The 23793-nt window shown below is 65.6% G+C and carries 21 protein-coding genes and 1 pseudogene; 8 read left to right on the top strand and 14 right to left on the bottom strand.

Features of this window, described 5'->3' with window-relative positions; all coding sequences use genetic code 11:
- The 4 genes and pseudogenes from ABIB78_RS22090 to ABIB78_RS22075 form a co-directional block, all read left to right on the top strand.
- Nucleotides 1-116, top strand: a pseudogene (locus ABIB78_RS22090) (chemotaxis protein CheW); the annotation flags it as partial.
- A gap of 43 nt (nt 117-159) precedes the next feature.
- Complete coding sequence (locus tag ABIB78_RS22085) at nt 160-549, top strand: response regulator (protein ID WP_429028501.1); 390 nt, start codon at nt 160-162, stop codon at nt 547-549.
- A 36-nt stretch (nt 550-585) separates the two neighbouring features.
- The gene (locus tag ABIB78_RS22080) at nt 586-1443 is read left to right on the top strand and encodes a CheR family methyltransferase (RefSeq protein ID WP_429028498.1); all 858 of its coding nucleotides are present in this window, start codon (nt 586-588) and stop codon (nt 1441-1443) included.
- A gap of 3 nt (nt 1444-1446) precedes the next feature.
- Nucleotides 1447-1764: a PilZ domain-containing protein gene (locus ABIB78_RS22075; RefSeq protein WP_429028495.1), complete on the top strand. Its 318-nt coding sequence runs from the start codon at nt 1447-1449 to the stop codon at nt 1762-1764.
- A gap of 147 nt (nt 1765-1911) precedes the next feature.
- Here ABIB78_RS22075 and ABIB78_RS22070 read toward each other — a convergent pair whose 3' ends face one another.
- Nucleotides 1912-2220, bottom strand: a complete 309-nt coding sequence (locus ABIB78_RS22070) for a hypothetical protein (protein ID WP_429028493.1) — start codon at nt 2218-2220, stop codon at nt 1912-1914.
- Between the two features lie 155 nt (nt 2221-2375).
- Between ABIB78_RS22070 and ABIB78_RS22065 the strand changes: the two genes are divergently transcribed.
- The 3 genes from ABIB78_RS22065 (at nt 2376) to ABIB78_RS22055 (ending at nt 5876) form a co-directional block, all read left to right on the top strand.
- Complete coding sequence (locus ABIB78_RS22065) at nt 2376-3008, top strand: response regulator transcription factor (protein WP_429028490.1); 633 nt, start codon at nt 2376-2378, stop codon at nt 3006-3008.
- Nucleotides 3009-3288: 280 nt separating this feature from the next.
- Complete coding sequence (gene araD / locus ABIB78_RS22060) at nt 3289-5028, top strand: L-arabinonate dehydratase (protein ID WP_429028488.1); 1740 nt, start codon at nt 3289-3291, stop codon at nt 5026-5028.
- Nucleotides 5029-5156: 128 nt separating this feature from the next.
- Entirely contained in the window at nt 5157-5876 is a 720-nt protein-coding gene (locus ABIB78_RS22055) for a ribonuclease activity regulator RraA (protein ID WP_429028486.1), read from the top strand.
- A gap of 161 nt (nt 5877-6037) precedes the next feature.
- Here ABIB78_RS22055 and ABIB78_RS22050 read toward each other — a convergent pair whose 3' ends face one another.
- From ABIB78_RS22050 to ABIB78_RS22015, 8 genes are all read right to left on the bottom strand, one after another.
- Nucleotides 6038-8146: a S9 family peptidase gene (locus ABIB78_RS22050; protein WP_429028484.1), complete on the bottom strand. Its 2109-nt coding sequence runs from the start codon at nt 8144-8146 to the stop codon at nt 6038-6040.
- 257 nt (nt 8147-8403) lie between these two features.
- Nucleotides 8404-10122 (bottom strand): ABC transporter permease, encoded by a 1719-nt coding sequence (locus ABIB78_RS22045; protein WP_429028482.1) that lies wholly within the window; start codon nt 10120-10122, stop codon nt 8404-8406.
- A gap of 161 nt (nt 10123-10283) precedes the next feature.
- On the bottom strand, nt 10284-11348 hold the full coding sequence (locus tag ABIB78_RS22040) for an extracellular solute-binding protein (RefSeq protein ID WP_429028480.1): 1065 nt from the start codon (nt 11346-11348) through the stop codon (nt 10284-10286).
- A 23-nt stretch (nt 11349-11371) separates the two neighbouring features.
- Nucleotides 11372-12424: an ABC transporter ATP-binding protein gene (locus ABIB78_RS22035; protein ID WP_429028546.1), complete on the bottom strand. Its 1053-nt coding sequence runs from the start codon at nt 12422-12424 to the stop codon at nt 11372-11374.
- Between the two features lie 169 nt (nt 12425-12593).
- Nucleotides 12594-13778: a pyridoxal-phosphate-dependent aminotransferase family protein gene (locus tag ABIB78_RS22030; protein ID WP_429028477.1), complete on the bottom strand. Its 1185-nt coding sequence runs from the start codon at nt 13776-13778 to the stop codon at nt 12594-12596.
- Between the two features lie 131 nt (nt 13779-13909).
- Entirely contained in the window at nt 13910-14740 is an 831-nt protein-coding gene (locus ABIB78_RS22025) for an LssY C-terminal domain-containing protein (RefSeq protein WP_429028474.1), read from the bottom strand.
- A 179-nt stretch (nt 14741-14919) separates the two neighbouring features.
- A complete protein-coding gene (locus ABIB78_RS22020) occupies nt 14920-15645 on the bottom strand; it encodes a thermonuclease family protein (protein WP_429028472.1) in 726 nt (241 codons plus the stop codon).
- 110 nt (nt 15646-15755) lie between these two features.
- Nucleotides 15756-17486 carry a hypothetical protein gene (locus ABIB78_RS22015; protein ID WP_429028545.1) on the bottom strand — a complete coding sequence of 577 codons (1731 nt, stop codon included), beginning with the start codon at nt 17484-17486 and terminating at the stop codon, nt 15756-15758.
- A 369-nt stretch (nt 17487-17855) separates the two neighbouring features.
- Between ABIB78_RS22015 and ABIB78_RS22010 the strand changes: the two genes are divergently transcribed.
- Nucleotides 17856-18698, top strand: coding sequence for a caspase family protein (locus ABIB78_RS22010; RefSeq protein WP_429028470.1), 843 nt, complete (start codon nt 17856-17858; stop codon nt 18696-18698).
- Nucleotides 18699-18867: 169 nt separating this feature from the next.
- On the opposite strand, the gene ABIB78_RS22005 is transcribed toward ABIB78_RS22010, so the two are convergent.
- The 5 genes from ABIB78_RS22005 to ABIB78_RS21985 form a co-directional block, all read right to left on the bottom strand.
- Nucleotides 18868-19746: an efflux RND transporter periplasmic adaptor subunit gene (locus tag ABIB78_RS22005; protein WP_429028467.1), complete on the bottom strand. Its 879-nt coding sequence runs from the start codon at nt 19744-19746 to the stop codon at nt 18868-18870.
- A 7-nt stretch (nt 19747-19753) separates the two neighbouring features.
- Complete coding sequence (locus tag ABIB78_RS22000) at nt 19754-20173, bottom strand: alpha/beta fold hydrolase (RefSeq protein WP_429028464.1); 420 nt, start codon at nt 20171-20173, stop codon at nt 19754-19756.
- Nucleotides 20174-20386: 213 nt separating this feature from the next.
- Complete coding sequence (locus ABIB78_RS21995; RefSeq protein WP_429028461.1) at nt 20387-20644, bottom strand: hypothetical protein; 258 nt, start codon at nt 20642-20644, stop codon at nt 20387-20389.
- A gap of 172 nt (nt 20645-20816) precedes the next feature.
- Nucleotides 20817-21026 (bottom strand): cold-shock protein, encoded by a 210-nt coding sequence (locus tag ABIB78_RS21990; RefSeq protein WP_429028458.1) that lies wholly within the window; start codon nt 21024-21026, stop codon nt 20817-20819.
- A gap of 214 nt (nt 21027-21240) precedes the next feature.
- Nucleotides 21241-23679: an adenylate/guanylate cyclase domain-containing protein gene (locus ABIB78_RS21985; protein ID WP_429028456.1), complete on the bottom strand. Its 2439-nt coding sequence runs from the start codon at nt 23677-23679 to the stop codon at nt 21241-21243.
- Nucleotides 23680-23793 lie beyond the last annotated feature (114 nt).

Below are 23793 nucleotides of genomic sequence, written 5' to 3'. Positions count from 1 at the left end.
ATCCCGGCATGGCCAGGCTCGCCGGCGGTGTCCACCGCCTCGACGGCCAGCTCATGGTCGTCCTCGATGTCGATCGCGTGCTCGAACTGGTGCCCAAAACAGCTGCTGCAGCGTAACGCTCCGCCGCAGAGACGGCGGATTCTACAAGGAGGCCAACCCATGAAGACATGCCTTGTCGTCGACGATTCCGGTGTGGTGCGAAAGATCGCGCGCCGCATCCTCGAAGGAATGGAATTCACCGTCATCGAGGCCGAGGACGGCGCGATCGCGCTCGAAGCCTGCAAGCTCGCGCTGCCGGACGCCGTGCTGCTCGACTGGAATATGCCCGTGATGGACGGCTTCGAATTCCTCGTGCAGCTCCGCCGCATGCCTGGCGGTGACGCGCCGAAAGTGGTGTTCTGCACCACCGAGAACGGCATCGACCACATCTCGCGGGCGCTGCATGCCGGCGCCAACGAATACATCATGAAGCCGTTCGACAAGGACATCGTGATCGCGAAATTCCAGGAAGTGGGCCTGCTGGCGCTCGACGCGTCGGCCGAAGCCTGACATCCAGTTCCACCCCTTAGTCCTTGTGAGGCTCCCGTGACGCCCCCCGACTACGAGTATTTGCGTAAGCTCCTGAAAGACCATTCCGGTCTCGATCTGTCCGCAGACAAGCAATATCTGATCGAGAGCCGCCTGCTGCCGCTGGCGCGCAAATGCGGCCTGTCCGGCATCCCCGACCTGGTCGCCAAGATCAGGGCCGGCTCGTCCACGCATACCGTCCAGGTGGTCGAGGCCATGACCACCAACGAGACGTTCTTCTTCCGCGACAAGGTGCCGTTCGAGCACTTCCGCGACACCATCATGCCTGATGTCCTGAAGGCGCGTGCCGCGCGCCGCAACGTCCGGATCTGGTGCGCCGCCGGCTCGACCGGCCAGGAGCCCTATTCGCTGGCGATGTCGCTGAAGGAGATGGGCGCCGCGCTTGCGGGCTGGCGGGTCGAGATCATCGCGACCGACCTGTCGCAAGAGGTGCTGGAGAAGTCGAAAGCCGGCATCTACAGCCAGTTCGAGGTGCAGCGCGGGCTGCCGATCCAGATGCTGGTCAAGTATTTCAAGCAGTCGGGAGAACTCTGGCAGATCAATCCCGAGTTGCGCTCGATGGTGCAGCACCGCCAGCTCAATTTGCTGCACGATTTCTCCCAGCTCGGCACCTTCGACGTGATCTTCTGTCGCAACGTGCTGATCTACTTCGATCAGGATACCAAGATCAGCATCTTCAACCGTCTCGCCCGGTTGATGGAGCCCGACGGCTTCCTGGTGTTGGGTGCCGCCGAAACGGTGATCGGCTTGACCGACATGTTCAAGCCCATTCCCGAGCGGCGCGGGCTGTACCAGCCGAGCGGGGTGCGTGCCGCGCTTGCCATGCCGAGGCCCGCCATGGCGGTCGGATATTGAGCGATGACCGAAGACGGCAAATCCGTTGAGCGGGTCACCTTCAGCCGGGGCGTCGATGTCTGCATCATGGCCATCGACGGCACCTGGCGGCGCGACTGCCAGCTCAACGCCATCTCCGACACCGATGCGTCGCTGACGGTCGAGGGTTCCATTCAGGGGCTCAACCTGAAGGAGTTTTTTCTCCTGCTGTCCTCGACCGGGCTCGCCTATCGCCGCTGCGAACTGGTTCGCGTCAACGGCACCGAAATGGACATCTGCTTCCTCAAGGGCAAGCCGAGCAAGCGGCGGTCGGCCGCCGACGAAGAGCGGGCCAGAGCTTGACGCCACGACCTGACCCGGCTGGGCGGGCATGGCCTGCCGCCCATCCGAACGATGCGTGGAACGGATCCCCGCCGTGGTGGTTTGATGTCGTCAGGACGATTTGCGCGATGGTGCAAAAGCCGGGCGGCGGTGTGCCGGCGCGGCGGGTCAGTTCAGGACGCGCGCCGGGGCCCCTGAATGGCGCAGCCGATCGAGCGTCATGCCAAAGCCGGTGTCGCAGGTTTTCAGGGCCGTGGACGCTGTGACGTAGCGTGGGGTAACGTCGTTAAGGACGAAGATGTCGGCGGCGGCGTCCTGCTCGGCCAGCAGTGCCTCGCGCGCAATCGCCGCTTCGACGAGCCGCAGGCTCGCCTGGACATGGCCGATCAGCGCGACCAGGTCCGTCACGATCAGGCCGTAGGGATCATTGCCCTCGTCCAGGCACACCGCAACGCCGTCCGCCGCTGCATTTTCCATGCATGTTTCTCCACTGCCCCCCACTTTTAGGGAACGCGGTGCTACTTGTGCGTTAAGCGGACGTCCCGTACAAATACGGGTCCATTGATCGAGATGGTCGAGTTACTTCTTGTGCAGTCTGGGCAGCACGCTTCACCACTGATGGACGGATGCATATGGTTGAGAATAGCGCTCCTCGCGGGGAAATCTTTGTAGTCGACGACGATCCTGCCGTTCGCGAGACGCTTTCCGTGGTCCTGTCGACGGCTGGTTACAAGGTGATCTGCTTTGCGGACGGCGCCGCGCTGCTCGCGGTGGCGCGCAGCAGGACGCCGGCCTGCATCCTGCTCGACGTGCATATTCCCGGCAAATCCGGCCTCGATATCCTCAGAGAGCTGCACGGCGAGGACTACCCCGCGCCGATCTTCATGATCTCCGGTCAGGGCGACATCGCCATGGCGGTCAGCGCCATCAAGAACGGCGCGCTCGACTTCATCGAGAAGCCGTTCCGCGGCAACGAGATCGTCAGCCGCCTCAATGAGGCGATCGACGCCTACACGAGGCGCCAGGCCGAGACCTCGGCATCGCGCATCGCCGCGCTGCACTTCCCGGGCCGCGAGCCGCTGACCCGCCGCGAGCGCGAGGTGCTCGAGCAATTCACCGCGGGCGCCTCCAACAAGGAGGCCGGGCGTCACCTCGGCATCAGCCCGCGCACGATCGAGGACCACCGCGCCAATATCATGAAGAAGCTCGGCGCGCGCAACGCCGCCGATCTGGTCCGCATCGTGATGACTGCGCAGCAAAAGTAAGCCAAGGCCGGCCAAGGCTGGTTTACGCGCCGATTTCCACATCGCGGAGCTTGTGCGGCGCAGGCCCGACCGATCAGCCTGTCCGCACCGGGCTTCGCGACCGGCGCGAGCGAGCGGCACCTCTGCGTCGCGCGCGGGACGAAACGTCCGGAAATCCTGTATATGCGTGGCGGAGGGCATGCACGCTGAGACCGCGCGCGTGCGAGCAATGTCGAGACCCGCAATATCAAGACACCGCAATATCAAGACGCACGGCATCGAAACATTTGGCGCATCCAAGATGACGAAGAAGTCCAAGACCCCGGATCAATTGCGCAGCGCGCGCTGGTTCGCACCCGACGATCTGCGCGCCTTCGGCCATCGCTCGCGCGCGATGCAGATGGGCTACGCGCCGGAAGAATGGCGCGACCGGCCGGTGATCGCGATCATCAACACCTGGTCGGACGCGCAGCCCTGCCACATGCACTTCAAGAGCAGGGTCGACGACGTCAAGCGCGGCGTGCTGATGGCCGGCGGCTTTCCGCTGGAGCTGCCGGCGCTGTCGCTGTCGGAATCGCTGTTGAAGCCGACCACGATGCTTTACCGCAACATGCTGGCGATGGACGCCGAGGAGCTGCTGCGCGGCCATCCGGTCGACGGCGTGGTGCTGATGGGCGGCTGCGACAAGACCACGCCCGGCCTGCTGCTCGGGGCCACCAGCATGAACCTGCCGGCGATCTATCTGCCCGCGGGACCGATGCTGCGCGGCAACTGGAAGGGCCGCACGCTTGGTTCCGGCTCGGACGCCTGGAAATACTGGGACGAGCGCCGCGCCGGCAAGATTTCCGACAAGGACTGGGTCGACATGGAGGCGGGCATCGCCCGCAGCTACGGCACCTGCATGACCATGGGCACGGCCTCGACCATGACCGCGATTGCCGAAGCCATCGGCATGACGCTGCCCGGCGCCTCGTCGATCCCCGCGGCCGACGCCAACCATATCCGGATGAGCTCGGAGGCCGGCCGCCGCATCGTCGAGATGGTGTGGGAGGATCTGACCCCGCAGCAGATCCAGACCCGTAAGGCGTTCGAGAACGCGATCACCGTCGCGATGGCGATGGGCTGCTCGACCAACGCCATTATTCACCTCATTGCGCAGGCACGCCGCGCCGGCCAGGACATTTCGCTTGATGACTTCGAAACGGCGAGCCGCAAGGTGCCCGTGATCGCGAATGTGCGGCCGAGCGGCGACCTCTATCTGATGGAGGATTTCTTCTATGCCGGCGGGCTGCCCGGGTTGATGAACCGGATCAAGCAGCATCTGCATCTCGACTGCATGACTGTGTCCGGCAAGACGCTCGGCGAGAATATCGAAGGCGCTGAGGTCCATAATGACGACGTCATCCGCACCGTCGAGAACCCGATCTACAAGGAGGGCGCGCTCGCGGTGCTGAAGGGAAATCTCGCGCCCGACGGCTGTGTGATCAAGCCGTCCGCCTGCGATCCGCGCTTCCTCAAGCATTCCGGACCGGCGTTGGTGTTCGACGACTATCCGTCGATGAAGAAGGCGGTCGACAATCCCGACCTCGACGTGTCGGCCGATCACGTGCTGATCCTGCGCAATGCCGGCCCGCAGGGCGGCCCGGGCATGCCGGAATGGGGCATGCTGCCGATCCCGACCAAGCTCGTGAAGCAGGGCGTGCGCGACATGGTACGGCTGTCGGACGCGCGGATGAGCGGCACCAGCTACGGCGCCTGCATCCTGCACGTCTCGCCGGAATCCTATATCGGCGGCCCGCTGGCGCTGGTTCGGAACGGCGATCGGATCACGCTCGACGTTGCCGGGCGCACCATCAATCTCGATGTGTCCGAGGCGGAGCTGGCCAGGCGCCGCGCTGACTGGAATCAGCCCGAGCAACGCTTCGAACGCGGCTATGGCTGGATGTTCTCGAAGCACATCAAGCAGGCCAATGAGGGCTGCGACTTCGATTTCCTCGAAACCGGCTTCGGCAAGCCGGTGGGCGAGCCGTCGATCTACTAACCGTTGTTCCGGGGCACGCGAAGCGTGAACCCGGAACCCATTCCTCCACGGCGCATGCGGCCCGATGGATTCCGGGCCTGGCCCTTCGGGCCATCCCGGAATGACGGCCGATCAGAGAGCTACGCACCATGTCAAAACTCGGCGACGCCACCCGCAACAAGCTGAAATCCGTCTCCACCGCGACGGTCGCGACCGCGCTGTTCAAGCGCGGCTTCCGTATCCAGATGATCCAGGATGTTCATGCCCTGAGCCCGGATCAGCCGACCATGGTCGGCGAGGCCTTCACGCTGCGCTATATGCCGGCGCGCGAGGATCTCAACAGGATCGAGGTGTTCCGCGATCGCTCGCATCCGCAGCGCAAGGCGATCGAGGATTGTCCCGCGGGCAGCGTGCTGGTGATGGACAGCCGCAAGGATGCGCGCGCGGCGTCGGCCGGCGCGATCCTGGTGACGCGGTTGATGAAGCGCGGCTGCGCCGGCGTCGTCACCGACGGCGGCTTCCGCGACTCGGTCGAGATCGGGCGGCTCGGCTTCCCGGCCTTTCATCACCGCCCGAGCGCGCCGACCAATCTCACGCTGCATCAGGCGATCGAGATCAATGTTCCGATCGGCTGCGGCGATGCGCCGGTGTTTCCCGGCGACGTGATCCTCGGCGACAGCGACGGGGTCATCGTCATCCCGGCGCATCTCGCCGACGAGATCGCCGACGAGACTTTCGAGATGACGGCGTTTGAGGATTTCGTCACCGAGGAAGTGCAGAAGGGGCGCGGCATCTTCGGCCTCTATCCCGCGACCGACGAGCAGACGCTGAAAGATTTTGCGGCCTGGCGGAAGGCGAAGGGACGGTAGTCCGCTTCTTACCTCGCCCCGCTTGCGGGGAGAGGTCGGATTGCATGCAGCTTAGCGGAATGCAATCCGGGTGAGGGGGTACAGGTCTTACCGCGCACTCGATTCGTGGAAGCAGCCCCTCACCCCAACCCTCTCCCCGCAAGAGCGGGGCGAGGGAGAAGTTACACCTCCGCCTTTTCCGCCATGCCAACCGCCCACAGTGCGAACGCATAGACGATCGCGACCTCGTCCAGCCGATTGAAGCGGCCGGACGCGCCGCCGTGGCCGGCGCCCATGTTGGTGCGCAGCAGCACCGGGCCGCCGCCGCTCATGGTGGCGCGCAGCCGCGCGATCCATTTCGCCGGCTCCCAATAGGTGACGCGCGGATCGGTCAACCCGCCCATCGCGAGGATCGCCGGATAATCCTTTGCCGCGACATTGTCGTAGGGCGAATAAGACAGGATGGTGCGGAAATCCTTCTCGCTCTCGATCGGGTTGCCCCATTCCGGCCACTCGGGCGGCGTCAGCGGCAGCGTGTCGTCGAGCATGGTGTTGAGCACGTCCACGAACGGCACTTCGGCGACGATACCGGCGAACAACTCGCCGGCGCGGTTTGCTGCCGCGCCCATCAGCATGCCGCCCGCCGAGCCGCCATGGCCGACGATGCGCCTGGCGCTGGTGTATTTCGCGTCACACAGCGCGCGCCCGGCGGCGGCGAAGTCGTCGAACGTGTTGGTCTTCTTCTCGCGCTTGCCGTCGAGATACCAGCCCCAGCCCTTGTCGGCGCCGCCGCGGATATGCGCGATCGCATAGACGAAGCCGCGGTCGACCAGCGACAGCCGGTTCGCCGCAAACGACGCCGGCATCGCCATGCCATAGGAGCCGTAGCCATAGAGCAGCAATGGTGCCTTGCCGTCGCGATCGAAATCCTTGCGATGCAGGATCGACACCGGCACCTGCGCGCCGTCATGCGACGTTGCCATGATGCGCGTGGTGACGTAATCCGCCGGGTTGTGGCCGGACGGAATCTCCTGACGCTTGCGCAGCAGGCGCGTCCGCGTCGCCATGTCGTAGTCATAGACCTCCGACGGCGTCGTCATCGACGAATAGGCGAAGCGCAGATTGGTGGTCTCGAACTCGTAGCTGCCCATGGTGTCGAGCGAATAGGCCGCCTCGTCGAAGGCGATCGCGTGCTCTTCGCCGCTTCTGAGATCGCGGATGATGATCGCCGGTAGCGCGTTGGCGCGCTCCAGCCGCACCATGTGGCCGGCATAGAGCTCGACGTCGAGCACATAGACGCCCGCACGATACGGGATCAGGTCGCGCCAGTTGGCGCGCTCGGGCGAGGCGAGCGGCGCGGTGACGACCTTGAAGTCGATGGCGTCGCCGGCATTGGTCAGGATGTAGAGCTCGTCGCCGCGATCGGCGATCGAATATTGCACGCCATCCTCGCGCGCCGCGACGAGGCGCGGCGGTGCGTCGGGATTGGCGAGATTGATCAGCCGCTGCTCGGAGGTCTCGTGGTCGCCGCCCGCGATCACGCAGAAGCGACCGCTGGCGCTCTCGTGCAGATGGGTGAACCAGCCGGAATCCTGTTCCTCATAGATCAGGATGTCGTCGGCCTGCCTGGTGCCGAGCTTGTGCCGCCACACCTGCATCGGCCGGTGATTGTCGTCGAGCTTGACGTAGAAGAAGCTTTTGGAATCCGCGGCCCAGACCACGCCGCCGTCGGTTTCCTCGACGAGCTCGTCGAGATCGCCGCCGGTTGCCCAGTCGCGCACCCGGATCGAGAAATACTCCGAGCCCTTGGTGTCGGCGCTCCAGGCGTGCAGCCGGTGATCATTGGAATGCCGGCTGCCGCCGAACTTGAAATATTTGTGGTCCTTCGCCAGCGCGTCGCCGTCGAGCACGACGTGCGCGTCGCCGCCGTCGCGCGGCGCGCGGCAGAACAGCTCGTGCTGGCCGCCCTCGCGGAACTTGCGGAAATAGGCGAACGGGCCGTCCGGTGACGGCACGCTGGAATCGTCCTCCTTGATCCGCCCGCGCATCTCCTTGACCAGCCGCTTCTGCAACGTGTCGGTATGGCCGAGCAGGCTGTCGGTGTAGCCGTTCTCGGCTTCGAGATAGGTCCGGATATCGGGATCGAGGATCGAGGGATCGCGCAGCACTTCCTGCCATTTCGGATCCTTGATCCACGCATAGTCGTCCGTCACCGTGATGCCGTGGGTGGTGAAGGAATGCGGCCGGCGCGGCGCGACAGGGGGCGATGTCTTGGTGGCGGATTTGGTCACGCGATCCTCATGGTGCGGGGGTCCGCTCTATATCGGGATGAATGTGGCAATTGCCAGATGGGAGGTGCCAGTTGGACGCCGTCACCGTCCCCGTCATTGCGAGGAGCCAACGGGTCGCGCGAACGCGCGCCCGATGACAGGCTCCGCGACGAAGCAATCCATTTTATCCCTTCGGAGAGAGATGGATTGCTTCGCGGAGCCTGTCATCCGGCGGCGCTTCGCCCCGACCGGGTGGCTCGCAATGACGACGGAAAAGGCTAGCCGTTCCGCAGCTTCGCGCCTGCATTGCCGCCGGTCATCGGGATCTGGTTCACCGCCAGCACCACGGCGAATGTGATCACCAGCATCGCGATGCCGAGCACCGCGATCGCGGCGAGGTCGCCGCCTTCGTTGAGATCGTAGATCAAGACCGACAGCACCTTGGTCTGCGAGGTGAACAGCACGATCGCGGCCGACAGTTCCCGCATCACGCCGATGAAGATGAAGCACCAGGTCGCGATCACGCCGGTGCGCAGCAACGGCGCGGTGATCTGGCGCAGCGCCTGCAGCCGCGTCGCGCCGAGGATGCGGCTCGCCTCCTCGAGCTCGGGATGGATGGTCGCGAACGCGGCCTGCAATTGCTGATAGGCCGAGGGCAGGTTGATGGTGAGGAACGCCAGCAGCAGGATCCACAGCGTGCCGTAGAGCACGAAGGGCGGCCGCGTATAGCTTAAGAACAGGCCAACGCCGAGCACGATGCCGGGGACCGCCACTGGCGCGGTAGCGAGGAAGCCGAGCACGCGATGACCCGCGATCGCCTTGCGTGTCGTGACATAGGCGATGACGAGTGCGAGAATGGTACCGATGGTCGCGGTCGCGGTGCCGAGGATCACGGTGTTCTTCAGCGCGAGCTGGGTCGACGACAGCTCGGTGAACACGAAGACGATGTTGTGCAGCGTCAGCGTCGACGGCGTCACCAGCGTGGTAGCGTTCGGCGAGAATGCGGCGTTCAGGAGCGCGAGGTAGGGCAGGAACACCGGGTTGAGCAGCACCAGCAGGCAGAAGCCGAGCGCGGCCCAGCGCCATCCCTTCAGCTCCACCCGGCGCGGCGCGCCATATTTGCCGCCGATCACCGAATAGCCGCGGCGGCCGAGCAGGGCCTTCTGGCCCTGCAGCAGCAGGATAGTCAGCACCAGCAGCGGCACCGCGGCGGCGGCCGCGAGTTCGAGCTTTGGCGGATACTGGAACAGGCTCCAGATCTTGGTCGTCATGGTGTGGAAGCCCGCCGGCAGCGCCAGGATCGCGGGCGAGCCGAACAGCGTCATCGCCTGCAGGAAGGCGATCAGTGCGCCGGCGACCAGCGCGGGCAGCGCGAGCGGGATCGTCACCCGCCGCGCCGTGGTCCAGGCGTTGCCGCCGAGGATCGCGGACGCGTCCTCGAGTTCGCCCGGCATGGTGTCGAGGGCATTGGCCACGAGCACGAACACGAACGGGAAGGTGTAGCAGGAGATCACGAAGATGATCCCGGTCATCGAGTAGATGTTGAACAGCGCGTCCGCATCCTCGCCCGCGACCAGCCGGTAGAGCTGGTTCAACAGCCCAGAATTCGGCGCCGCGAGCAACTCCCAGGCGACCGCGCCGAGGAACGGTGGCGTCACGAAGGAGGCTGTCACCAGCGCGCGGATGGTCTGCCGGCCCGGCATGTCGGTGCGCGACACCAGCCAGCTGATCGGCGCCGCGACGATGCAGCAGATCAGCGCCGATGTGGTGGCAATGATTGCGGTCGTCAGCAGCGGATCGAGGAAATCGGGATTGCTGAACAGCGTGACGAAGTTTAGCAGCGTCGGATGACGATTTTTGTCGGTGAAGGCAAACACCGCGAGCCACGACAGCGGCAGCAGGATCAGCAGGATGAGCACAGCCGCGAACAGCCACAGGACGGGGCGCGTCCAGTCGATGCGGGGTTTTGGGCCGGGGGAGGTGGTTGTTGCTGTCATGTTGACCCGCGGTGAACTGTCTCGGCTCCCTCGCTCCGCTCTTGCGGGGAGAGGGTGGTTGGGGTGAGGGGTTGTTTCAGCGAGCACGGCAGGCGGAGGGCCTCCTCACCCGCCCCGCAAGCGGGGCGAGGCAAGGGAGCATGCTGCGTGGCTCTCATCGCTCACACCCGAAACAGCCGCGCATAGCGCGTCTTGATCTCTTCGGTCATTGCCTCCACCCCCGCCGGATCCTCTTTCATCAGCTTGATGTCGGCGAGCTTGCGCCGGCCGGCCTTCGGCTGCACTTGCGCGTGCAGCGAATGTTGGCCGGTGAAGTCGACGAAGAATTGCTGGGTCTCGCGGGTGTGCAGCCAGGCCTGGAACAGCTTTGCGGCGTTCGGATGCGGCGCGCCGGCGAAAATGCCGGTCGGCCCCGAGATCGTCGGCGTACCCTCGGTCGGATAGACAGGCTCGACCGGCTGTCCTGCTTCCTTCAAGAGCACGATGCCGTATTCATTGCCGTCGGCCATGACGGCGCGCTCGCCGAGTGAAAGCTTCTTCGGCGGATCGGTCGAGGACTGTACCTGCATCACGCGCTGCTTCGCCAGCTTCTCCAGATACGGCCAGCCGAGCTCACGGACGATCTGGAACGTCGTGGTCATGATCGTACCGCTATAGGCCGGATGGCCCTTCACCATCTTTCCGATCCATTTTGGATCGAGCAGATCGGCAAAGCTCTTCGGCGCATCCTCCGCCTTCACCAGGTTGGTGTTGTAGGCGATCGACGACAGCCACAGCCGCGTCGTCACCGCCATGCCGTCCGCATCGCGATAGCTGTCCGGAAAATATTTCGCGACGTCCTCGGGCACGAACGGCATCAGCCAGCCGCTCTTCTTCCAGGGAATGAAATGCGAGGCGTCGGCGCTGTTGACGACGTCGGCGGCGTGGATGTTGGCGTCGAATTCCTGCGCCACGCGCTGGAACAGCCTCTCCGAGCCGGAACGCTCGATCTGCACCGTGATGCCGGGATAGGCGGCCTCGAACGCCTTGCCGAGCTTTTCGCCGACCGGCAAGTCCATCGACGAATAGAAGACCAGCGTGCCTTCCTTCTTCGCCGCGTTGACGAGATCAGGCGTGATGGCGACTGGCTCGGGTGCGGCGGCGCGCGCCGGTGACGCGAACACAGTGCCGACCGCAAGCGCCGCCGAGCCTTTCAGGACATTGCGTCTGGAAATCCGTTTCCGCATCGCGTCCCTCCGTTTCTTGTTGTCTATCGGCTGAGTGCGCGGCAGTGCTCGGGCGGCAAGGTCAGCCAGACCTCGCTGCCCTTCTCGACCGCAGTCTCGGTCGGCGTGGTCACCCGCAGCGACGTGCCGTCGGAGGTCTCCACCATGTAGTCGCGGTTCATGCCGAGATAGACCTGCCGCGTCACAATGGCCTTGAGCGTGTTCTGCGCTGCGGCGGGCGCTTGCGTCGAGAGCTGGATTTCATGCTGGCGGATCGCGACCGGTGCGCTCTGACCGGCTGAAAGCCTGGCGCCGACCACCTCCAGCGTCGCGCCGGCGAACTCCACATGGGTCGCGTCGCGCGCGGTGCCCTTGATCACATTGGCCGCGCCGATGAAACGCGCCACGAATTCGGATTCCGGCCGCGCATAGATATCTTCGGGGCTGCCGAGCTGGTCGATCTTGCCGGCGTTCATCACTGCGATCAGATCGGCTGTGGTCATCGCCTCGGACTGGTCGTGGGTTACATAGACGGTGGTGTAGCGATATTCGTCGTGCAGGCGGCGGATTTCGAACCGCATCTCCTCACGCAGATTGGCGTCGAGATTGGACAGCGGCTCGTCGAGCAGCAGCGTCTCGGGGCCGACGATCAGCGCGCGCGCCAGCGCGACTCGCTGCTGCTGGCCGCCGGAGAGCTCGCCCGGATAGCGCTGCGCCAGCGGTTCGAGCTTGGTCGTCGCCAGGATCGCGGCGAGCTTCTTGGCGATGGTGTCGCGATCCATTTTGCGTAAGCGCAGGCCATAGACGATGTTCTCCGCCACCGTCATGTGCGGCCACAGCGCGTAGCTCTGGAAGATCATCGACATGTTGCGCTGCTCGGGCGGTAGCGTGCGCGCCTTCGATGACACGACGCGGTCGCCGACGCGGATCTCGCCGTCGGATGGTTCGAGGAACCCCGCGATCAGCCGCAGCGTCGTGGTCTTGCCGCAGCCGGACGGCCCGAGCAGGCAGACGAGCCGGCCGTGATCGATCGTGAGCGAGACGTCATCAACCGCGACAAACGATCCGAACCGCTTGACCAGGCCGCGCAACTCCACCGATGCCAAGCGATCCCTCCATTTTGTTGTGTCGCAGGGATCAGTGCCCGGCTGTTGCCGTCAGTAAAGCGGAAAATGATGACGACGGAAAGTGTCAGTGCCCCGTCAAAAAGTCGTGACACCTCATCGTTGCGTGGTTGCGCATGCTCGACCTGCGATGCGAGACAGCCTACGCCTTCACGTTCTCGCCAAGCCACTGTATGGCGGCGTCGGCGCCGGCCTTGCCGTGCGGGATGTTCAGCGCGGTGAGCGCGACCTCGACGACGCCGAGCGTGCCGAGGATCATCGGCGCGTTGACATGGCCCATATGCGCGATGCGGAAGGCCTGGCCCTGCAGGTCGCCGATGCCGGTGCCGAGCACCACGCCGCATTTCTCCTTGGCATAGCGCTGGATCGCGGCAGGATCGGCGCCCTTCACGGTCACGGTCGTCACCGTGTTGGAGCGCTCGGCGGGCTCAGCGATGTTGAAGCCGAGCACCTGTCCCTCGCCCCAGACAGCGACCGCGCGGCGCACGGCTTCGCCGAGCAGCCGGTGCCGCAGATGCGCATTCTCCAGGCCTTCGGCGTGCAGCATGTTGATCGCCTCGCGCAGCGCGAACAACAGATGCACCGGCGCAGTGCCGGCATATTTGCGGTAGTGCTCCGAGCCTTCGCGCTCGGTCCAGTCCCAGTAAGGCGTGCGCAGATCGGCCTTCTTGTGTGCGTCCCAGGCACGGTCGTTGGCGGCGACGAAACCGAGGCCGGGCGGTGTCATCAGGCCTTTCTGCGAGCCCGACATCGCCACGTCGACATACCATTTGTCCATCTCGAACGGCATGCAGCCGAGCGAAGCCACGGTGTCGACCATGAACAATGCAGGGTGGCCGGCGGCCTTGATCGCCTTGCCGATCGCCTCGATGTCGTTATAGGCGCCCGATGCGGTGTCGACCTGCACCACGAGGATCGCCTTGATCGTGTGCTCCTTGTCGCGCCGCAGCCGCGCCTCGACCTCGGCGGGGCGGATCGCGCGACGCCAGTCGCCCTTCAGCACCTCGACCTCGGCGCCCATCGCGGCCGCAGCCTGGCCCCAGCCGATCGCGAAGCGTCCGCTTTCGAGCACCAGCACCTTGTCGCCGCGCGACAATACGTTGGAGAGCGTCGCCTCCCAGGCGCCGTGGCCGTTGGAGATGTAGATGTAGGATTTGCCCTTGGTGGCGAACAGGTTCGAGAGATCGCGCAGCAGGCTTTCGGTCAGTTCGACCATCTCGTTGGAGTAGATGTCGAGCGCCGGGCGATGCATCGCCTGCAGCACCTGATCAGGCATCGTGGTGGGCCCGGGGATGGCCAGAAATTCCCGGCCCGCGCGAACGGTCATCGTCCTGTTCCTTTTGGGTAAAGCGCGCAAATCATGCGTGTGAGGGGTCAAGCGAGGAGGATATTCCATTGCAGCTCGGATTGCGAGCAGGTCGAAGCAATCCAGCGTTTCCAAAAGCGCGGGACACAGCCCTATTTGCCGATCGATTCGACCACTGCACGCCAGATCTGGTCCTTGAATTCGGTCGCGGCGGGGCTGGGGATCTGCGCGACCGTGCCGTGGTTCTTGCTGCAGGCCTCGACCAGCCGCAGCACCCAGATCTCGCCGTCGGTGTAGTAGAGGTCGCCGCCTCCATTGCGGCCGTCGAAGGTCGGGCCGATGCCGGTGACCTGATATTTCGCCGTCACCATGCCGGCGGACTCGAGGTCGGCGGCGAGCAGCGCGCGTTCGGCGTCGAGATCGGCCGCGATATGGTGGGTCACCGCGCCGGTGTAGCTGGAGATGCCGACGCTGCGGTCGAGCGTCGCGGAGCCAAGCCACACCGGGCGCTTCTCCTGACCCTGGTCGAGCACCCGCCAGAACCGGACATGGTTGCGGCGATCCGCGCTCGATCCGACCGGCCGCTCGAAGGCGAGGTCCTCGCGGCGGCCGAGATAGAACAGGTTGCTCACCGGCGCATCCCTGTAGGGACGATCGAGCAGCACGGAGCCGACGATTTCGATCGAGGATTTCAGCGTGACCGGATCGGCCGGAAACCAGCCGGCCTCGTGCATCGCGCAGACCACGTCCTTGGTGTCGCCGATCAATCCGACATTCAAGGGATCGCCGGGGATGCCCTGCGCGGTGCGGGTCACCATCGGCAGATTGGCCAGGCCCTTCTGATGCTCGTAGTGCGTCCACAGCGCCGGCAGCGCCAGATAGGCGGCAATCAGGTAGATGGCCAGCACGAACAGCAGCAGCTGCAGATAGCGCAGGCGCTTGCGCCGGCGTGTCGCGGGCAGTTTGGTCTCGAGATCGGTCACGACGTGCTCCTTACCTCTCCCGCTTGCGGGGGAGGTCGGATTGCATCGAAGATGCAATCCGTGTGGGGGCCATTTCCGCAATATGATTCGTGGTGAAACCCCACCCCAACCCTCCCCCGCAAGCGGGAGAGGGAGCGCATTGCCGATGCGGTCGCACTTAAATCTCATTCCATCATTTGTCAGCGCCGCGTCTCGCGGCAGCCGGCGGCCTCGGCTTCTTCGACCGAGCAGAACCAGCGCGTGCCCTTACTGATCTTCATCTCGATCTTGGCGTACCAGCGGCTGGTCCGCTGATGGAAGATGCATTCGCCGGAGCGGTTGACGTTGCCCTTGATGGTGCAGTCGGGCGAAGGCGCCACCGGGCCGGAGGCCGAGGCGAGCAGGATCGCGTTGGCGCCGTCCGGCGGCTTCACGGCGCCGAGCACCGCCGTCTTCTTGTTGCGCACGCGCCAGTCCCAGGGCGCGATGAACGCGCCCTGCCACATCCCGGCTTTTGCCTCACGCGCGGCTTTCTCGTCCGGCTCGTAGTCGTGCGACAAGCGGGTGTAGGCCAGCGCCCAGCCGCTCGCGACCAGCCATTTCTGGATGTCCTCGCCATCGACCTCGCAGCGCGCGATGGTGCGGCCGCGGCGATCGACCGAGCGGGCGTGGCAGGTCCAGCTCCTGTTGCCGGCATGCTTGATCAGCTCGTCGCGCGCGGCGACGCCGCAGGTCCAGCGTTCACCCCTGGTGTTGAGGCAGAGCTGGTCGGTCGACGGCGCGTCGATCCCGGCGAGCCGGATGCGGACGCTGCCGATCATGAGCTGGTCGCCGTCGCGGATCTTCGGCACGCCGGTGATATCGGCGGCGACAGCCAGCGTTGGCAGCGACAGCAGCAGGCCAGCAGTGAGCAGCGTCTTGAACATCGGCATTCCCGGCCAGGGTTAAGCGTTCAGTGCCCAAGGATTGTGCGGGCAATTGGGCAACCGTGCCAGTGCTGTCGCGTTTCCGCTAGTTTCAACTTCGCGTCATCCGGCTACAAAGCGTTGGCCATTCGCTTCCTGGCCAGCGCGAGGCCCATCAGCACGAAGGCCGACGTCACCTCGGGGCCGCCGACCAGGATGCGCGTCGGCGTCTTCATCTTATTCCACTCATAGGCCTTGTAGGGCCCCTTGCGGCCGCCCTCGCCGAGGCCCTGCACGATGCAGTGCAGCGCCGGCGTGAAGCTCGAGACCTCGGCGTTAAGATGCGCCAGCGCCATCAGCGCGAGCGCCGCATCGAACGGGTTCATCTCGTGCGCGATCAGCTCGCCCTTGACATAGCCGAGCACGCGGGCGCGGATCAGCGCGAACACGTTGCCGGGATCGATGACGCGCTGCGCCGCCAGCGGCAGCGCGATGAAGGCGGCGTAGCAGCGGCCGAAATAGGCCGAATAGAGCTCGGGCAGATAATAGATGTGCGAGCGCGGATTTCTGAACGCGCCGCTTTCGACCAGATTCTTCTGGAAGGCGATGATGCGATGCACCGTCTCCAGCCGCTGCGGCGTCTCGATGATCCGCCAGCGCGCGAGGTTGCGGAACGAGACTTCGAGGATGTCGAGGTTCAACGTCGGGTCGAGGTCGTTGCCATAGGGCCGCTCGCCCGCGCGATTGTCGATCCAGGTGACGACGCCGCCCTCATAGTCGATGTTATCGTTGAGCGGCACGGTGACGCGCGGCTCGTTGGCGCCCGCGCGCACCTGGTAGCCGCGGTAGAAGTCCAGCAGCGGCTGCTGCAGGATCGGATCGTCGGAGCCGGCTTGGGTGGCGGCCGAGAACGAGCACGCCGTGGTGTCGCAGTCGGGCACATAGATGCCGAAGCCGAGGTCCTGCTTGATCTGGGCGAAGAAGCGCGAGAAGCGCGGATGCCGCCCCGGCGCCAGCGCGGTGATGACCTTCACGACCGAGCCGTCATGCGACGGCACCTCCTCGGCGCTGGTCTTGAGGCAGAAGTCCATCATCTCTGCGATCGCGCGCCGTGCAGCGCCCACCTCGTCCGGCGATGCGAGCCCGGTCTCGATGAAGCCGAGCAGCGCCTCGGTGAAGAAGGCGTCGTAATAGGCCGAGCGGTGGCGGATCTGCACCGGCTCCCACATCGGCTCGGCGATGCCGCGCCACGGCGGGTTGATCAGCGCGCGCGCCGGCGAATGCGCGATGAAGATGCGTGCCAGGCTGAACAGCAGCGTCGAGTTCTTGTAGCCGCGGGCGTTCAGCCCGGTCAGCGCCATCAGCATCTCGCGCCCGCTGATGTCGGCGTCGCCGATCAGGTTGAAGGCGGCATAGGTCGGGATGAAGCCGTTCTTGCCGAACGAGCGCAACAGATGCGCGCCGGTGGTCCGGATCACGCGGTCGATCTCGGCGATCCCGGGCGGGCACGGCGGCGCGGTCGCGGCCGGCGGGGCCGGGTGGCGCACGCCGATGCCGTCCATCAGGTCAGCGACGGGGGCGCCGATCGCGGCCCAGTCCGGCGTCTCGGCGTCGCGCGCCTCCCTCAGTGCGGCGCGCAGGCCGGCAAGCCGGTCGGGATCGTTGAGGGCAGGCAGGCCGGTGCGGCGGAGCAGCGCGCGCAGCGGCGGATTGCCGAGCGCGGTCCGGTAAAATTTTCCGAGATGGGCATCGCCGCCGCGATAGGCCTGCAGCACGGGGTCGCAGACGTCGTAGAGCGACGGGCCGTCCTTTTTGGCGGTCAGCGCCCGGCACACCGCCCCGGCGATCTCATGAAGGCCCAAGAAGCTCAAAGCATCCCCTTCTCAAGGAACCGGTTAACGCCGCCGCCCCGGCGGTGTTTCCCCGGTCCTCCCCCAAACTCGCAAGCCTTTGGAAAACTACATGAATCCGTACAAAACACAAATGTGACAGAGATCACGTAACGGGATCTTAACGGCGTCAATGGCCTCTGCCGGGCGGCAGCATCCAGCAAATCGGGTTGCCCCGGCGGGCCGGCCGGGTTAAGGGAGTGTTTGTTGCGGCGCCGCAAATTGAGATCAATTCAACGGCACACACACCTCAACCCCATTAAACCTGATCGTCACTGACGCGACTAACTGGCGCGATTTCGTTCGAGCGCCATCGGGATAAGGATTGGGACTAGGAACGCTATGAACCTTAGGCAGCTTCAGATTTCCCGTCGCACCATCGCCGTCTGCGTGGCGGTGGCCGGCACGGTGTCGCTGGCGATTGGCGCCCATGCCGCGCTCAACAAGCGGACGCCCGATGTCGTCAAGGGAGCCGTCACCACCGAGCAGACCGGCGGCATTCCCGCCGGCGCCTCCCGTCTCGCGCTGATCATCGGCAACGGCCATTACCCGGACGCCGCGGCGCCTTTGGCCCAGCCGATCAACGATGCCCGCACCTTGTCGACCGCGCTGCGCCACGAGGGCTTTGACGTCGACGTGGTCGAGGACGCCACCAAGGACGACATGTTCCGCGCGGTCGAGCGCATGAAGGCCAAGATTCGCCCCGACACCGTCGTGATGCTGTTCTTCGGCGGCTACGGCGTGCAGGTCGGCCGCGAGAGCTACATGATCCCGGTCGACGCCACGATCTGGAAGGAAGCCGACGTCAAGCGCACCGGCGTCAGCGTCGAGTCCGTGCTCGATGCGATGAAGGAGCGCGGCGCGAAGGCAAAGCTCGTCGTGCTCGATGCCTCCCGCCGCAATCCCTATGAGCGCCGCTTCCGCGCGTTCTCGCACGGCCTCGCGCCGATCAGCCCGCCGGAGAACACGATCGTGCTGACCTCGGCGACGCCGGGCAAGGTCGCGGACGATTCCAAGGCGCCGAACAGCGTGCTGGTCTCCGAGCTCATCAACAACCTCAACGCCCAGGCCGGCGCCGAAAGCGCCTTCAACAAGACCCGCGTCGCCATCTCGCGCGCCTCTGAAGGCGAGCAGGTGCCGAGCGTGTCGTCGTCGCTGCTGGAAGACATCAAGCTCGGCGGCTGAGTTCGGGCTCTCTCCCCACGTCGTCCCGGCGAAAGCCGGGACCCATTACCACAAGGCGGAGTTGTTGAACCGCGCTGTGGCCACGGCTCTTCAAGGCAATTTACATTCGTGGTTATAGGTCCCGGCCTTCGCCGGGACGACACTGTGAATGTGGCGCCGTCGACGCCGCCTACTTCGCGTCCGCGCTGGCACCGACCGGCCGCACCGGATCGCCTTCGCGCAGCAGTGCGCCGGCGCGGGCGACCACGATGTCGCCTTCCTGGATGCCGTCGCGGATCTCGACCTGGCCGGCCGACATCAGGCCGGTCTCGACCCGCCGCGTCTCGACGCGTCCGCCGCGGATCACCTGCACCACGGTGCCTGCGGTGGAATAGAGTATCGCGGTCAGCGGCACCGCGACGCCGCAGCTCTGCCCGGTCGTGATCTGCGCCCGCCCGCTCGAATTCACCAGCAGCCGCTGGTTCGAGTTGATGGCGACGAACACCTGGCCGAGCTGGCTGTTCGGCTCGACCGTCGGCGCGATCAGCCGCACCTTGCCGTCCATCCCGCCGGCGCCGATGATCTTCAGCCGCGCCGTCTGCTCGGTCTTCAGCTTGGCGATGTCGCGGGTCGGCACCATGCCGACCAGATCGTATTCGCTCTTGGTGATGATCGTGAACAGCGCGTCCTTGCCCGACGCCGGCGCGCCGACGATCGCCGACGACGCCGAGATCGTGCCCGCCACCGGCGCTGTGAGATTGATCGCGTTGGCGCCGTCGGTGAGCCGCGCCAGCACCTGGCCTGCGGTGACGGTGTCGCCGGGGTCGGCCTTGACCTCTGCCACCTTCAGCCCGAACCGCTCGGGCCGGATCTGCTGCTCGTCGCGCGGCATCACGACGCCGGAGACCTCGACGATATTGCCGAAGCAGAATTTCGAGGCCTTCAGCACCGTCACCGCCGCGCCCTTCGGCGCCGCGTCGGCCTCGTCGGCGGCAGGCGCGGGAGAGGCCGCGAGCAGCAGCAGCGCCGAGGCGGCGAGGGCAGACGCGCGCAGGCGAGGCAAAATCATCGGCAAACTATTCCCAAAATGAGGGTCTCCTGAATACCAGATGCGGCCTGGCCGAGCCAGCCGGCTGCGCAGTGGCATGAGCCGCCGCTGGCGGGTTCGCATCCGCCGCCAGCGTCAGCTTTGCCAGCTCCGCGGCGCGCCGGATGTGCCGCAATATCTCCGGGTTGACCCGCTCCGCATGCGTCACTGGCAGCATGTGGCCGGCGGCCGGCAGATGCCGCATCTCGGCGCCATCAACCAGCGCGGCGAGCTTTGCGACAATGCGCTGCGTCACACAGGGCGACAGCCCGCCCGACATCAACAGCGTCGACACCCGCAAAGCGCGCGCGGCGGCCGCGACTCCGTCCAGATCGAGCGCGGCGTTGAAATCGTCATGTCTCCCTTGGCTGTTTGACAATTGAATCGGGACACGAACGATCGTGGTCATCGCCGCTGTTGATCCGTCACTCCTGAGGAGCGCGAAGCGTGTCTCGAAGGGCGACGGGCACGAGCGGGGCCGTGCATCCTTCGAGGCTCGCCCAGCGGCGCAAGTGCGCCGCAAGGCTCGCGCCTCCAGCGACAAAGGAGAAGCCTTTGCGCGGGGATGACGGGTTTTGTAGTTGGCCCTGAAGGCGGGGAACGAGCGCTTGCCGGGCAGCCGTCAGCGCACGATGCGCTTCACGCGCGCTTTCTTCCTGGCGACGGGCTGCGCCGGCGCCAGTTCCGCCGCCGCGGCGGCTTCGACGTCGCGGGCTTCGCGGAGCGCGCGCAGCCGCTCCATGTTCTTGCGCATGGCGGCTGCCTGGCGCTCGACCTCGGCCATCGCGCGGGCGCCTTCCTCGGCCGCAAGCCGCTGCCGCTCGGCGCGTGCCAGGGTGCCGGGCGTAGGAGCGGGACGGGTGCGGGCGGTCATGGTCATCCTTGCTTTCACACCAATCTTGAATACACCAAGGCCCGCCCAACCCTTTCAGATCGCGCGGGCCTCACGGTCATTCCAGTACATCCGTGGAATGACCCTGCAGCTTTGATTGAAGCATGATCACTGCGACCGGCGCGTAGCGCTGGTTCGCAAATCATGCTCGAGCGAGAACTCAGCCCAGCTGAAGGTTCTCGGCGCTCGTCTTGCCGCGCATCTTGTCGGTCTTCAGCTCGAACGACACCTTCTGGCCTTCGGCCAGGCCGGACAGACCGGCGCGCTCGACGGCGCTGATGTGAACGAACACATCCTTGCTGCCGTCATCCGGCTGAATGAAACCAAAGCCCTTCTGGCCGTTGAACCACTTCACAGTACCTGTTGCCATCTTCTCTTCTCCAAAACGCGCCTGTGCGCATCTGTTGCGCAAAACTGCGCGGACCATTCAACTGACGGTGTTCTTTGGAAAAGGGCCGTTCTGACCATTCAACAAGGCACAACGGCTAATCGAACGGTCGTAATATACACAGCTTTTCCGCGAATGCAACGTTCGGCGGTATCGGGTTCCGTTGCGGGGCGGCGTAACCCGTTGGCCGGAATGGCTATTCCGCGGCGGTGGCTTCTGCGCTCGGCTCGCCCTTCCAGCTCAGGATCTCCGCGGCCAGGATCGGGTGATTAAACCCCTTCAGGACGAGGTCGTCGATGGCGCGGCCCTCGACGTAGGGTTCCACCATGCCGTAGACCCGGCGGCTCACCACGATCTGGCCGGCCCCGGCCTCGCCGCACAGGCGGGAGGCGAGGTTGGTGACGCTGCCGATCGCGGCATATTCCAGCCGCTGCTCGAAGCCGACCTGGCCGAGCGTGGCGTAGCCGAGCGCGATCCCCATGCCGAAGCCCAGGCTGTGGCCGCGGTTGCGCCACTTCCCGGTCAGCGCGCCGATGGTGTCGCGCATCTCGACCGCCATCTTCACCGCGCGCAGGGTGTGGTCCGCAAGCTGGATCGGCGCGTTGAACAGGATCATCACGCCGTCGCCGGCATAGCGGTCGAGCGTGCCTTCGTACTTGAAGATCAGCTTGCCGAGCGCCGCGTGATATTCACGCAGCACGTTCATCGCCTCTTCCGGCTCGGTCGCCTCGGTGAAGGCGGTGAAGCCGCGCAGGTCGCAGAACACCACGGTGACCTCGCGGCGATGGCTGTCGAGCAGCCCCTCATGGCCGTCGGAGGAGGCGATCAGCTGCGCCACCTGCGGCGCCAGGAAACGCTCGAGCTTGCGGATGCGCTCGATCTCGGAAAGCTGGGTCTCGACCCGCGCCTCCAGCGACTTGTTCCAGTCGGTCAGCTGCTCGGTCTGCTGCTTGAGCTTGTCGGCCTGCTCGCGCACGGTGGAATTGGCCTGCTCCAGCGCGTGGCTCTTCTGGTCGACCTCGGTGAACAGCCGCGCGTTGCGCATCGCCAGCACGGCCTGATGCGCAAAGGTCTTCATCAGGCCGATCATGTTGGCTGAGAAATCGCCGGCCGCCTTGCGCAGCACCACCAGCGCGCCGAGCACGCCCTGCTGATCGACCAGCGGCACCATCAGCACCGAGTGGAAGCCGGCACCGACCACGACATCGCGCAGCGGATGATCGGGCCGGCCTGTGAGATCGGGAAAGGCCAGCGGCTCGCCATTCGCCGCGGCCTCGCCGAGCGGGCTGTCCGCCGCATCGATCGCGCGATGATGGCCCTCGACCTCGCCATCGATGCCGATCGATTGCGTCAGGTTGAAGGTGCGGCGGGCGGCGTCGTAGCCGTAGATCAGCACGGCGTCGGCATGGGTGATCTCGAGCGCGCGGGCGGCGACCGTCGGCAGCACGGCATTGAGGTCGAGCGAGGACGCCACCGCGCGGCCGACCTCCTCCAGCACCTTCAGCTCGTTGATCGATTGCGCGAGGTCGCCGGTGCGCTCCTTCACCTTGCCTTCGAGGTCGGAATAGGTCTCTGCAAGCTGCGAGGCCATGCTGTTGAATTGACCGGCGAGCTCCTCCAGCTCATCGGCGGTCTTCACCTCGATGCGATGGCCGAAGTCGCCGGCGCCGAGCCGCCGGGCGCCGGTGCGCAGCGCGGTGATCGGCACCAGCATGCGCCGCGCCAGGATCGTGCCGGCGATGATCGCGACCACGAGGCCGAGCGCGATCAAGAGCGCAATGCGCACCAGCTGGTCGCGGATCGGGGCGAGCGCCTGCGCTGTCGGCTGCTCGACGAACACGTGCCAGCCGAGGTCCGGCGCCGATCTCGCGGTGGCCAGCACCGCGTGGCCGTCGATATCAGTGCCGGAGGCAATCGGCTTGCCGCCGGGCGACAGCACCGCGGCGACCTGCGGCAGCGCGGCGAGATCCTTGCCGACCTCCGGCCCCTTCGACGAGCTCGCCAGCACGCGGCCCTTGGCGTCGACGACATAGGCGGCGGCCGTGCGGCCGATCTGGGAATCGCCGAAATAGTCGTTGAGGAAGCGCAGGTCGATCTCGGCCAGGGTGACGCCGGCATTGAAGCCGGAATGTTGCTCGCCGATCGACATATACGGCCGTTCGTCGCGAAAATACGCCGGCGCGTAGGCGGTGCCGCGGGCGATGGTCTCGGTGAATCTGATATCGCGGGAGAAGTCGGTGTTGGAGTTCACGGTGGTGGTCTGGCGCGACAGCCGCAGCACTTCGCGGCCGTTGCCGTTGATCAGCGTGAGCTGGCTCACCGCCGGAACCTGGCCGAGCAATTGCGCATAGTCGGCGCGGCGCAGCTCGATCGTGTTGGAGGAGGCGCGGGTGACCCAGGAGATCTGGCGCTCGAGATCGGAGATCGACCGCTCGATGTGCTTGGCGGTGGCGTCCGCCTTCTCGCTCATCGCGTCAGTGAGGGTGCTCTTGATGCCGCGATAGCTGATCCAGGTCTCGAGCGCGCCGTTGACCGCCAGCACGAACACGACGAGGCCGACCAGCGCGAGGACGTATTTGGCGAACAGGCCGCCGCGCAGGAACCAGTTCTTGCCCTTGTCCGGTGCCCCGTTCATCCAGCCTCGTCCGTCCCCTCCAATCAGTCGGGTGCGCCACTGTATCCGGCGCTGTTTAGCACGGATCGGCGGGGCGGGGCGGCCCCTCGGGCCGCATGGTTAGCCTTGCGACCC

The organism is Bradyrhizobium sp. I1.14.4, from assembly GCF_050435825.1.
Lineage (GTDB): Bacteria > Pseudomonadota > Alphaproteobacteria > Rhizobiales > Xanthobacteraceae > Bradyrhizobium.
This window is presented reverse-complemented; position numbering and strand designations above follow the sequence as displayed.